At 44.7% G+C, this 12833-nt stretch carries 12 protein-coding genes and 1 pseudogene; 11 read left to right on the forward strand and 2 right to left on the reverse strand.

Annotated features, from left to right (window positions below):
• The first annotated feature begins 101 nt into the window (after positions 1-101).
• Positions 102-2723 (forward strand): phosphoenolpyruvate synthase, encoded by a 2622-nt coding sequence (gene ppsA / locus EHV15_RS24775; protein WP_128633574.1) that lies wholly within the window; start codon positions 102-104, stop codon positions 2721-2723.
• Positions 2724-2848: 125 nt separating this feature from the next.
• Here ppsA and EHV15_RS24780 read toward each other — a convergent pair whose 3' ends face one another.
• The gene (locus tag EHV15_RS24780) at positions 2849-3286 is read right to left on the reverse strand and encodes a nuclear transport factor 2 family protein (protein WP_128633575.1); all 438 of its coding nucleotides are present in this window, start codon (positions 3284-3286) and stop codon (positions 2849-2851) included.
• Between the two features lie 211 nt (positions 3287-3497).
• Here EHV15_RS24780 and EHV15_RS24785 point away from each other — a divergent pair.
• From EHV15_RS24785 to EHV15_RS24795, 3 genes and pseudogenes are all read left to right on the forward strand, one after another.
• Positions 3498-4072, forward strand: a pseudogene (locus EHV15_RS24785) (LysR family transcriptional regulator).
• 221 nt (positions 4073-4293) lie between these two features.
• Positions 4294-5052: a 3-oxoacyl-ACP reductase family protein gene (locus EHV15_RS24790; RefSeq protein ID WP_218571246.1), complete on the forward strand. Its 759-nt coding sequence runs from the start codon at positions 4294-4296 to the stop codon at positions 5050-5052.
• A 200-nt stretch (positions 5053-5252) separates the two neighbouring features.
• The gene (locus EHV15_RS24795; RefSeq protein WP_128633576.1) at positions 5253-5849 is read left to right on the forward strand and encodes a TetR/AcrR family transcriptional regulator; all 597 of its coding nucleotides are present in this window, start codon (positions 5253-5255) and stop codon (positions 5847-5849) included.
• 126 nt (positions 5850-5975) lie between these two features.
• Here the strand turns inward: EHV15_RS24795 and EHV15_RS24800 are convergent, their stop codons facing one another.
• The gene (locus EHV15_RS24800) at positions 5976-6938 is read right to left on the reverse strand and encodes a helix-turn-helix transcriptional regulator (RefSeq protein ID WP_128633577.1); all 963 of its coding nucleotides are present in this window, start codon (positions 6936-6938) and stop codon (positions 5976-5978) included.
• 110 nt (positions 6939-7048) lie between these two features.
• Here EHV15_RS24800 and EHV15_RS24805 point away from each other — a divergent pair, with 110 nt between their 5' ends.
• The 7 genes from EHV15_RS24805 (at position 7049) to vanS (ending at position 12775) form a co-directional block, all read left to right on the forward strand.
• A complete protein-coding gene (locus EHV15_RS24805) occupies positions 7049-7528 on the forward strand; it encodes a GyrI-like domain-containing protein (protein ID WP_128633578.1) in 480 nt (159 codons plus the stop codon).
• Between the two features lie 22 nt (positions 7529-7550).
• The gene (locus tag EHV15_RS24810; RefSeq protein ID WP_128633579.1) at positions 7551-8015 is read left to right on the forward strand and encodes a phage tail protein; all 465 of its coding nucleotides are present in this window, start codon (positions 7551-7553) and stop codon (positions 8013-8015) included.
• Between the two features lie 164 nt (positions 8016-8179).
• Positions 8180-9208, forward strand: coding sequence for an ROK family protein (locus tag EHV15_RS24815; RefSeq protein ID WP_128633580.1), 1029 nt, complete (start codon positions 8180-8182; stop codon positions 9206-9208).
• Between the two features lie 60 nt (positions 9209-9268).
• Complete coding sequence (locus tag EHV15_RS24820; protein WP_128635524.1) at positions 9269-10468, forward strand: MFS transporter; 1200 nt, start codon at positions 9269-9271, stop codon at positions 10466-10468.
• A 126-nt stretch (positions 10469-10594) separates the two neighbouring features.
• A complete protein-coding gene (locus EHV15_RS37585; RefSeq protein ID WP_246061766.1) occupies positions 10595-10861 on the forward strand; it encodes a hypothetical protein in 267 nt (88 codons plus the stop codon).
• A 98-nt stretch (positions 10862-10959) separates the two neighbouring features.
• Positions 10960-11664, forward strand: a complete 705-nt coding sequence (gene vanR / locus EHV15_RS24825) for a VanR-ABDEGLN family response regulator transcription factor (protein ID WP_128633581.1) — start codon at positions 10960-10962, stop codon at positions 11662-11664.
• Between the two features lie 16 nt (positions 11665-11680).
• The gene (gene vanS, locus EHV15_RS24830; RefSeq protein WP_128633582.1) at positions 11681-12775 is read left to right on the forward strand and encodes a vancomycin resistance histidine kinase VanS; all 1095 of its coding nucleotides are present in this window, start codon (positions 11681-11683) and stop codon (positions 12773-12775) included.
• The last annotated feature ends 58 nt before the right edge of the window (positions 12776-12833 follow it).

The raw sequence follows: 12833 nt of genomic DNA on the forward strand, positions 1-12833 counted from the left end.
TAAATGGATACAATAATCTTATCTTACACTTTAAGTATAACATGCCGGTAAACTCTTGTCAAATGTTTTTTTCTCAATTTAATGCATAGGAGAGATGTTGAATGAGTTCGTTGGTTCTCGGCTTTAAGGAAACCGAAAAAACACAGCTTTCGCTCGTAGGCGGAAAAGGGTTGAATTTAGGGGAGTTATCAAAACTAAAAGGAATCCAAGTACCTGAAGGATTTTGTGTTACAACCGTGGGATTTCAAAAAGCCATCGAACAAAACGAAACGTATCATGTTTTGTTGGATCGACTAACTATGCTAAAAGTAGAGGATCGAGATCAAATTGGCGAAATCAGCAAGAAGATTCGGCAAGCCATTTTGGACGTAGAAATTCCTTCCGATGTTGTGAAAGCAGTGAGTCACTATCTCTCCCGGTTTGGCGAGGAACTTGGCTTTGCCGTGCGTTCCAGTGCGACTGCCGAAGATTTACCGCATGCCTCTTTTGCCGGTCAACAAGACTCCTTTTTAAATATTACCGGCATCGATGCGATCTTGCAGCATATCCGCAAATGTTGGGCGTCGCTGTTTACCGATCGCGCGGTCATCTACCGAATGCAAAACGGATTCGACCACCGTCAGGTTTATTTATCCGTTATCGTTCAAAGGATGGTTTTCCCGCAGGCTTCGGGGATTTTATTTACCGCTGATCCGATGACCGGAAACCGGAAGCAGCTATCCATCGATGCCAGTTTTGGACTTGGAGAAGCACTGGTCTCCGGCTTGGTATCTGCCGATGGTTATAAAGTGCAGGAAGAGGAAATCGTCGAGAAGAGGATCGCAACCAAAAAATTGACGATCTATGGAAGGCAAGAAGGCGGAACAGAGACAAAGCAGATCGATCCTGATCAGCAAAAGACGCAAACCCTTGCGGATGAGCAAATTTTACAGCTGGCACACATCGGAAGACAGATCGAAGCTTATTTCGGCCAGCCGCAAGACATTGAATGGTGTTTGGCTGACGGCACTTTTTATATTGTCCAGAGCCGTCCAATCACGACTTTATACCCGATCCCGGAGGCGAATGATCAGGAAAATCACGTTTATGTATCCGTCGGTCACCAACAAATGATGACAGACCCCATGAAACCATTGGGATTGTCTTTTTACCTGTTGCTAACTCCTGCGCCCATGCGTAAAGCCGGCGGAAGGTTGTTTGTTGATGTTTCACTTATGCTGGCTTCACCTTCCGGCAGGGAAACTTTAATAAATGTCCTGGGAAAAAACGATCCGCTCATAAAAGATGCATTGACGACCGTCATAGAGCGGGGAAATTTTATAAAATCGATTCCGGATGATAAGAAAGAACAGATTAACGGAAAAAGCAATCAAGGTCCGGCGCCTGCGGATTATCAAACACTAAACGATTACGATCCGACAATCGTTTCTGAGTTGATTAAGCAAAGTGAGTCATCGATCGAGGAGTTAAAACATAAGATCCAAACGAAATCAGGAGCCGATCTATTTGATTTTATCCTGGAAGATATCCAGGAATTAAGGGAGAGGAAGAGCGTATCTGATCCACGAAGCTTTGGTGTGATTATGACTGCTATGAATGCTTCATCATGGATCAATGAAAAAATGCTGGAGTGGTTGGGTGAAAAAAACGCAGCAGATACGCTGTCTCAATCTGTACCAAACAATATCACTTCGGAAATGGGTCTGGCTCTAATGGATGTCGCAGATGTGATACGCCCTTATCCGGAAGTCATTAATTATTTACAACATGTAAAAGATGATCGCTTTTTGGATGAACTGGATAAATTTAATGGCGGACAGGAAGCTAGGGACGCGATCTGTGCTTTTCTGGGCAAATACGGAATGCGATGCGCCGGAGAAATCGATATTACCAGAACCCGTTGGAGCGAAAAACCAATTACACTTGTCCCTATGATTCTGGGTAATATTAAAAACTTTGAGCCTAATGTCGGAAAGCGGAAGTTTGAGCAAGGGCGGCAGGAAGCTTTGAAAAAAGAACAAGCGTTATTAGAACAATTGAAGCAATTACCGGATGGCGAACAAAAAGCCAAAGAGACAAAACGAATGATCGACCTAGTCCGCAATCTCATTGGATATCGGGAATATCCAAAATATAGTTATATTAATCGCTACTTCGTTTATAAGCAGGCTTTGCTCAAAGAAGCCGAACAACTCGCGCAAGCGGGAGTTATTCGCGAAAAAGAAGATGTCTACTATCTCGCCTTTGAAGAATTTCACGAAGCCGTCCGCACCAATCAACTGGATTACCAGATCATCAGCAAACGAAAAGACGAGTACAAATTATACGAAAAACTAACTCCACCACGTGTTTTCACGTCTGATGGTGAAATCATTGCAGGGGAGTACAAACGAGAAAATCTCCCAGCCGCAGCTATTGTGGGTCTGCCTGTTTCTTCCGGAGTGATAGAGGGACGAGCACGTGTCATCTTGAGTCTGGAAGATGCCGATCTGGAAGATGGAGATATCTTAGTCACCTCCTTTACGGATCCTAGCTGGACGCCATTGTTTGTATCCATAAAAGGCCTGGTCACCGAAGTTGGCGGACTGATGACTCATGGAGCCGTTATTGCACGTGAGTATGGCTTACCAGCCGTTGTCGGAGTGGAGAATGCGACCAAACTGATCAAAGACGGGCAACGAATTCGCGTGCATGGAACAGAAGGGTACATCGAAATATTGTAAAGGTTGAATACATCAAGTAAGAGCCTTTGTCATAATGGACGGCATATAAAATAACAGTAGCATGTAAAAAAGGATGAGCAAGATTCACATTCGGCAACCGGTGGATCTAAACTCATCCTTTTTGCTCATTTCTCGGCGTCACCCATGATATTGACTAGTACGTCGTTAACGTGAGCCGTGTCGTGGTGCTCGTGGTAGACAGCGATTTTATCGCCCCGGAGCTCAAAGAGAAAATGATAATGGTTCTGATAGCGACGTCCACTCTTCAACTTCATCGTTGAGTAGGCCTCTACTGCCACACGGTCCCCTTGGATGGTCCAACCGGTAGGGAAGATCTGAAGTGGCCCGTCAGTAATGCCGTCCAGTGGGGCCAGCATCGATCGGAATACATCCTTGGTGATGAACCCGGGGTGTGGAAGTCCACTCATCCACCATTCGACATCATCGGTAAGCATATCGAGAAGTGCGTTCAACGGTTCCGTGTTCTGGGGGTCACCCCATCGACCTTGCCCATAAAGGTTGAGGAAGTGTTCAATAAACTTTTTCTTGCCTGTATCGTCCATTTTTGAATTCACGCTCCTTTGTAGAGTTCGGGTTCCCGGCAAGATCACATCCTCCGATAAACAGAGGTTGAATTGTTGTCTGCAGACAGGTACATTATAAATCAGAGTTTTATGTGCAGTAAAATTGATATATCAGAATTAAACGTTCATTAATAATGAACTATTATAGAGTGTTTTAATGTCATAAATTTAAATACAAAGGTGTGAAACCGTGGAGCTTCGTCATCTCATAACCCTGAAAACGATGTTGAAAAAGGCGGATTTAAAAAAGCGGCTGAGCATCTAGGTTACGCCCAGTCCTCCGTCACTACACATATCAAGGAGTTGGAAGCCGAGATCGGAAAACCCGTTTTTGATCGCTTGGGTAAAAAAGTCGTGCTAACCCACTACGGGGAACAGTTTCTTCCGTACGCTTTAAAAATCATTGAATTATACGATCAAGTTTTATCGACAGACAACGAACCTGCAGGTGATCTTACGCTGGGTGTATCGGAATCACTTATGATTCATCGCGTCCCATCTCTTCTTGTCGAGTACAAAAAATTATATCGGAATGTGAACCTATCCCTCAAAACACTTGATTTCCAAGACATTATGGCTTGTCTTCAAACAGGAGATATCGATATTGCATTAGTATTGGAAAGCCATAAATTAATCGGGGAAGAGGTCGAATCTGATCTTACCGCAGTTTCAACGTACCTTGCTTACCACAAAGATAAATGGCTTTCACCATCCATGAAAAGCATGATTTCATTAATAAAAAAGCATGCTAAGGAGTGGATGTGAAAAATATTAAAGTAAGCAAAATCGCACGTGGGAGAATTGTGTCATTTTATTGTGACGCAATTCTCCCTCGCTAATTTATTCCTCGATTGCGATCCCGGCAGCTTTGACCGCTAACGAGCATAAAAATTACTTCTTGCAATTTTGAACCAAAAGGTACATAATAATGTCATGCTTAATTATGAACCGAAAGGTTCAAAATTGAATGGAGAGGAGTTTTACATTTGAATACGACAAGCAAAATGAATAAACCCTTAGCTGGCAAAAAAGCATTGGTCACTGGAGGAGCTCGCGGCATTGGCGCAGCCATCGTGAAAAGGCTCGCAGAAGACGGTGCGTCGGTGGCTTTTACTTATGTCAGTGCGCAAAGCAAGGCAGAGGAGCTGGTACAAGAAGTTAAAAGCGCAGATGGGCACGCTTTGGCGATTCGCGCGGACAGCGCCGATGCCGGGGCAGTGAAAGGCGCCGTCGAAGAGGCGATCCAAGCCTTTGGCGGTATTGATATTCTTGTAAATAATGCCGGCATTGCAGGTTTGAAGCCATACGACCAATATACCCTTGAAGAATTCGATCAAATGGTGGCGGTTAATTGGAAAGCGGTATTCGTTGCTGTTCAAGCGGCCGCTCCGCAAATGACACAAGGCGGTCGTGTCATCAATATTGGCAGTGTGGCCGCCGACAGCAATCCATTCCCTGGAAACAGCCTGTATATCTCGACCAAAGCCGCGGTAGCCGGATTGACACGAGGGCTGGCGCGCGATCTGGCGCCTCAAGGCATTACAGTCAATAATATTCAACCAGGAATGACCGATACGGATATGAATCCTGCGGAGGGTCCCTATTCTTCATTCGTAAAGGCGATTCCGCTAGGGAGACACGGAAAGGCATCCGAAATTGCCAGTATGGTGGCTTTTATCGCTTCGCCTGAATCCAGTTATATTACCGGAGCAAGCCTGAATGTCGATGGGGGCGGGAGCGTTTAACCACAAGCGTTTTCTTAACGAAGGCAGAGTAAACGAGAAACAGACGATGTAAGCAAAATGATCCAAACTGTCAGGAGATCGGATTGCCGCCGATCTTTCCGGGCAGCTTGGATCTTTTCATATTTTCCGAAATCATTGCAAATTCCGAGCTGTGTAGTAAAATATCACTTATCTGACATACGAAAAAAGGTGGGATGGTTATGGCAGCCGGACGTCCACGGGAATTTGACATTAAACAAGCGCTTGAGCGTGCCCTGAAGGTTTTTCGGCAAAAGGGGTATGAAGGGACTTCGTTGTCCGACCTCACCGAAGCCATGAAGATCAACCGTTCAAGCTTTTATGCCACTTTCGGCAGCAAAGAGAAACTGTTTCACATAGCGTTTGATTTATATATGAGCGAAGCGCCCATTCAAGCTTCCGTGACTGCGCTGAACGAACCGACAGCTCGATCGGTCATCGAGAAACTTCTTCGGGCAACGGCGGATTCGGTGGTCAATCCCAATTATTCTCCAGGCTGTTTATTAATCAAAGGAGCCCTTACGGGCAGCGAGGAATCCGATCCGATCAAACAATTGCTGACCGAGCAACGCGTTCAAATCGAACAAGCGCTAAGTACCCGGTTGGAGCAAGCCAAGAAGGATGGGGATTTGCCCGAGCACGCCAACCCTGCCGCCCTGGCCCGATATGTCTCAACTCTCGTGGCCGGCATGACGGTCCAGGCCGTGAACGGGGCCAGCCGTGAAGATCTCGAAGAAATGATCACCATCGCTCTGTTGGCATTGTCAGCATATGAATAATCGTGCGCCGAGAGGGGAATTGTCGGTGGACAAGAACTTGCAATTGGAGTTGTACGAGCTGTCGGGTCATCAGGCATCTTCTCTAACATTTTGATTTGATATTGATTGATGTCTGGCCGGCACTGCCTAGGGGCAGTATAAGTTTAATCTCTCTTGTAACCCTTCCGAGACTTCTTCCGGCATCTCCCTGACCTTGATATCGCCACCTAAGAAAAGTAGCCAATTTATGATTTCGGTTAATTCTTCCGAATGATGAACATTGATAAAAGCCTTTAAGATGGCTGTGGTTTGGTAAGGATTTGTATAGGAAAGTGAAACTTTTAATGGATGGTATTTTTTGAACTGGGCAATCGCCTTGGGACCAAGTTCAATGACAAGGTTGATATCTTCTTCCTGCTTGCTTAATTGTTCTAAAATCTTTTTCTTGCTTGCTCTTTTTTTCGCAGGGTAGGGTTCTACGTCGGTGAGATTGTCGACAGGAACAATCCGCCTCTTTTCTTCCTCTAAGTCAAAGCCTTCAATTAACCATAAGCTTTTTTCCCGATAAAGGTGCAAGAGATAAATCGGATACGACTTTATTTCCTTCTCTTCTTCGGTGGAAACCAATAAATAGCTGTCCAAAAGCAGGATTTGGATAAGCTTTTCCAACATAGGATGGGGCAGGTCTGACAGATCAAGCAGGTCGGGATTATGGGGGTTGGTCCCTTCAAACAACAATATTTCATTTAAAAGAACCAGGTCATCCTGCTGGTTTTCCGAGATCAGGCCGAGTAACTTTTCAGCTAAAGACTGACGACTCTTTAGATAAGGAAGTTGTTGATTTCTTGTGGCCATAAAGGCAATAAACAGAGCTTTAATTTCATTATTGGTAAAGCGGACCGTGGGCAGGACAGAGTTGTTCATGACAAAATAACCACCATCCCTTCCAACTTCAGCGACAAGCGGGATCCCCATGGCTTCAATTTCCCGGATATCTCGAATCGCTGTCGAACGAGAGATGTTGAATTCTTGCATGATTTCGGAAATGGTAAAGTGGGCGCGGTTGTTGATATATCGCATGATGGTATTAATCCGTTCAACTTTTTTCATCGGGCTCCCCTAAACAGTATCATTTTTTGACATGATTTATGGTTATTATAAACCCATCAAGTGAAAAGACAAATCATTTGATAAATTTAAAAAAGAGGAAGGTTTTGAATATGGCAAATTATACCCTTGAAGAAAAAGACAGCTTTACCGTTTTAGGCATTGGGACTGAGCTTAAAAGCGATTATACGGATTATGCCGGCATAAACAAGGAAAAGGCAGATTTTTGGCAGGCCGTGAAAGAAGATGGAACGCTTGACACTTTAAAGGCTGTAGCCGAAAATGACTACATTTTTGCCGTGAACGAAGCGGTGAATAACAAGATGATGCATTATGCTGGTGTAATGAGCGAGGCCTCGCTACCGGAAGCAACCAGGGTTATTCAATTTCCTAAGGGGGAATACCTGGTTGTTAAAGGGGAAGGGAAGTCGGCTGAAGAGCTAAATAATACGCTTGCCGGCATTGCTTTTGGCCAAGCCTTGCCGGAAGCAAAAGATTTTGCCTATGTTGGCGGGCCAAATACATCGGTTGTGATGGGGCAGCGAAATGGTTTAGTATTTGGTGAAATGTGGATTCCTGTGGTTAGGAAATAAAGAGATCATAAGGGGGATGAGCATGTCCTATATCGTTGATTTTAAAAATGTGTCTACGGTTGGTCTAGAGTCTTCGCCTGTAGCGGAAACGCTTGCCGGTTTACGAGCGAATGAGGCCCGTTACTTTATGAACAAATATAAGCATGAATTTACGGTTGTACCGGCCAGCGAAAGCCAGGAGGCCCTTGATTATGTGAACCGGATTTTGAAAGAAGAACGGGATATTGAGTTTGCGGCCAAACCTTTAGAGACGTCGCGTTTTCAAGTGGAAAATATCCAATTTACCTACGTCTTTTATGAGGATGGTCTTGGGCTCAATGTCATGTATACGATGGATGACCCTAAGAAACGGGCTGTTGGTTTAAAGCTTTCTGAGGGGATGGAGGTACCCAAGGAATTGGAAGGGAAGTTTAAGTTTGCTAGGCAGAAATCTAAACTAGCTGGAACCATTCGCGGTTCGTTCTTTGTAATTAAAGGAGAATATTAAAGGAAGCAGCAGGGGAGAATGGTGTCATTTTTTGTGACAAAAAGGCGGGGATAACGCCTTTTTTTGTTTTTCAATTTAACAAATTCTAGTTGACTTAGCCGTTAGGGGACTTTATACTCCATTTATTAAAACAGTTTTAAAAAGGGTTGAAAAGGAGTTGGAGCATGTCAACTTACACGTATAATACGATTCAGGTTAAGAAGATGAATATTGAGCTGGTTAAAAATGCCCTGAAAGCTCAGGGTATAGCTACAAAAGCATCTATTGCAGGCCTGACCAAGCTTAGTGTTGCCACCTGCGGAACGATACTTAACGAGCTGCTTGCCATAGGTGAAGTCATCGAACTAGAACCGGATGGTTCAAATGGCGGCAGACCAGCCAAGCAATATAAGTACAATGCAGACTTTGGATGCATTATCTGTCTTCTTGTCAGGACGGAAGGGGGCATTCATTCCATCAGCTGCAGCATCGTGAATTTGCTTGGCGAGACTATAAGTGAAACTACATTGGAACTGTCTCATATCGACAGGGATGTTATCGACCAAATGATTGAAGGATTAATCAGTGACAACGAGAATGTTCAAGCCATTGGTATCGGGATCCCGGGCGTCGTTCACCTTGGCGTGATTGGCGTATGTGATGTTCCGGATCTAGCTGGACAGCCGTTAGGACCCTATTTGGAAGAAAAGTATGGGATCCCAATTACGATCGAGAACGATATGAACATGACGGTATACGGCTTCTACCATCTGCAAAATTTCGACGAAGATAAGACGTTTGCCGTGGTGACGTTTCCCAAGAACCATTTTCCCGGTGCCGGTTTTATCGTAGATGGAAGGATCTTATCGGGTAACACCACATTTGGCGGGGAGGTGTCCTTCTTACCGTTTGGCATTTCCCGCGAGGAGCAGCTGCGGCAGCTGCATACAGAAGAAGGCTTTATCCGGCTGGCTGTTATGACCCTATCCTCAATCATCGCCATTATTAACCCGGTAACCATTGCGATTACAGGCGAGTTGCCTCGTGAGTCACAACTTGAAGACCTTTATATGGGGTGCTTAAAGGATATTCCCGAGGAGCATATGCCGCAGCTCATGATTCGGAACAATACTCGTTTGGAATACATGACGGGCCTTGTCACAGCTACGCTGGAAAGTCTCACTTACCGGCTGCAGGTTACTCAGAATAGATAACAAGTTAGGAGTACACAAAGAGTGGAAAAAAGTATAGGCAAGTTCAACAAAATTTACGCCATGCAGCTGGCAACCATTTTTATTGGATTCGTCATCTTCGGGTTCTCGGAAAATATTAAAGGACCGGCGATACCGCGTATTCAATTCGATTTTATGCTAAGTGAATCACAACTTGGTACTTTGTTATCCTTGAACGCCCTGGGTTATTTGATCGCCTGTTCCTTTACAGCTTATTTGACCAAAATATGGGGGATCAAATGGGTAACCGTTGCCGCGTTCGCCTCTATGGCTGTATCCGGTATCCTAATTTTCTTCTCCCATTATTACCCGATGTTCTCGACTTCATATTTCCTGATGTATATCGGCAACGGGATGCTGGAAATTGGCCTGGCCATTCTTAGCGCGCGGATTTTCGTGAAAAACACGGGCATGATGATGAATATGACGCATGGCTTCTACGGCTTAAGCTCAACGGTCGCTCCGCTAATTGCAACTGGCCTGATGAAGGTGTCGATTGCTGGCCACACGCTGGATTGGCGCGGGATGTATCTGGTGATGCTGCTATTATCCGTCATCCCGATTGTGATTGCTTTGTTCAGTACATTCCCGGGAGATGACATCGCTCACGATGATCGTATCCCATTAAAGGCATTGCTGAAAGACCGCGTATTATGGTTAATGGTGCTAGTGCTTACGTTTGGTGTTGTATCTGAATTGGCCGTTGGCGGCTGGCTCGTTAATTTTCTGGAAAAAGCTTATAGCTGGGATACCGTTAATGCTTCCGGGATGTTATCCATCTTCTTCTTATGCTTCGCGCTGGCCCGGCTATTGCTTGGCCCGCTAACAGATCGGATAGGCTTTGTATTATCTCTCATGATCTTCTCGGGGTTTTCGGCATTATGTACATTTATTGCAATATTCGGTGGTGAAAGTGTCGCGTTTCTGTTTGCTGCTTCCGGTATAGGTATTGCGATGATTTATCCGACAGTGATGGCTTTTATCGCAAAGAGATATCCGAAGGGCAGTGATACGGCGATCACATTCACTGTAACGTTGATGGGATTAGGCAGTGTGATCGGCAATTATCTCATCGGGGGAGTCACGGAGCTTGTCAAACACATGGTTGGTGAAGATTCGCCCACAAGCCTGTTTCGTGGACTTCAAGCCGGCTACAGCTTTATTGGATTATGTGCAGCATTATGCGCAATAACCGGACTTATTTTATACGTTTATTTGTATAAGAGAAAAGAGGTCATCTAAATCATATAAACGGCAATATTCAATCCTTGGGGCTTCGATATTGCCGTGTTTCAATTTGCGGGGTTAGATAAATCCATTATGAAACTGGGTGGTACCACGTGAGCTAAGACTCTCGTCCCTTTAGGGATGGGAGTCTTTTTGTTGTTTTTCTATAAAAAGGAGGTAAATTTCCTTGGATTGGGGAGTCGACGTACCGGTCGAAGGTTTCGAGGGAAAGAAAATATTCGCAAGGCTAACAAATTCTTTGACGAGGAAAAGCCTTGGGTTACTTATCGGGAAAACCCGGATCAATGCGCCCACACCCTGTTCACCTGCACACAAATTATCGCCAGCCTCGGGAATTTGTTGAATCCGTTCATCCCGGCGGCTTGTAGGAAGTTGGGGTCCTTATGAAAATCTTAATAATTTCTCAAGCTAGAAGTCATAAATATAGTTGCCGAATTTAGTAAAATAGTAGGATGTTGAGTTCTGTCTGAAAGGAGCTGAAAATCATGTTCGCTAAAGTTCTCGTTGTTGACGATGAACATGAAATAGCGGATTTAATAGAAGTGTATCTACGAAATGAAAATTATGAAGTGTTCAAGTTTTACTCTGCAAAGGAAGCTCTTGCCTGCATTGATCGGGCGGAGCTTGATCTGGCCATTCTGGACATTATGCTGCCGGACATCAATGGCTTTACGCTTTGCCGGAAAATACGGGAACAGCATACCTATCCTATCATTATGCTGACGGCCAAAGATGAAGAGACGGATAAAATTACGGGGCTAACCTTGGGTGCCGACGACTACATCACAAAACCGTTCCGTCCGCTTGAGATGGTAGCGCGTGTAAAAGCACAGTTGCGGCGCTATAAAAAATACAACACGCCGCAGTCTGCGCCTGTTACTGAGGCTGTAATCGTCCATTCAGGTTTGGTTATGGATGTAAACACGCATGAGTGCCTACTGAATGAACAACCTCTTGAACTGACACCCACCGAGTTTTCCATACTCCGCATTTTACTGGAGCGAAAGGGCAGGGTGGTGAGTGCCGAGGAACTTTTTTCTGAGATTTGGAAGGACGAGTATTACAGCAAAAGCAACAATACGATCACCGTCCATATCCGTCACTTGCGTGAAAAAATGGGCGACACTGTAGAAAAACCAAAGTATATCAAAACAGTATGGGGGGTCGGCTATAAAATTGAAAAGCAATAAGAAGGGCAATTACGCAATGCTGAAGCGAAAAGCTTTTTTACAGATGCTGCTGATTACTATCATTGCTGCTGTTACCGTCCTTTTGTTGCGGGATATTTTGCGGGGACAGATTGGAGATCGCATCGTTCAATTCCTGATTTATACTTTTAATCTGAACAACTCCGATGCACTGCTCATTTATCATTATTTATTTCGCAATAACATAGATCTCATTCTGCTTCTTTTGACGCTGGTTTTTCTGGTCATCCTTTCTTGGTTCACGATCTCCTGGTTCACAAAACATTTTGATGAAATCAGCTCCGGCATGGATCGGCTTGTGGAAGATTCAGAGGATAGAATATCCCTCTCCCCGGAGATGGAATTCATGGAAAATCGTCTGAACACCATAAAGGACAAGTTGAAAAGACAGAAGAAGGCTGCTCAGGAAGCGGAGCAACGCAAAAATGATTTGGTCGTTTATTTGGCCCACGACATCAGGACTCCGCTTACATCTGTAATTGGTTACTTGAGTTTATTGGGCGAGGCTCCCGATATGCCCGTGGAGCAGAGAGCTAAATATACTCACATTACCCTCGACAAAGCCTATCGCTTGGAGCAACAAATCAACGAATTTTTTGAAATCACCCGGTACAACTTGCAGCAAATCATGCTGGAAAAGGAAACGATAGACCTTTACTACATGCTTGTGCAAATGACAGACGAGTTTTATCCGATCCTCTCCGAAAAAGGAAATACCACCGTGCTTCATGCCGACGAAAATTTGACCGTGTACGGCGATCCGGTGAAACTGGCGCGGGTATTCAATAATATTCTGAAAAACGCGGCCGCATACAGCTGCCCAAACACGGAAATCGTGATTTCCGCAGAGGAAATAGAGGGTGATATAAAGATCGTTTTTCAAAATCAAGGCAACACCATTCCACCGGACAAGCTGGACGCTATTTTCGAGAAGTTTTATCGCTTGGATGAAGCGCGCACGGCGGGCACTGGCGGTTCCGGGTTAGGGTTGTCCATCGCCAAAGAAATCGTCACCCTGCACGGCGGAACCATTGTGGCCCAAAGCAAAGATAACACAGTTGCCTTTACGGTCTCTTTACCTGTAACGAATTAGGAAAACCTCAATCTGATGTTAGGATTTTCTTAGGAATTAAACAACTCAATATTAAAAT

This window comes from Paenibacillus oralis (assembly GCF_003863965.1).
Taxonomy (GTDB): Bacteria; Bacillota; Bacilli; order Paenibacillales; family Paenibacillaceae; genus Fontibacillus; species Fontibacillus oralis.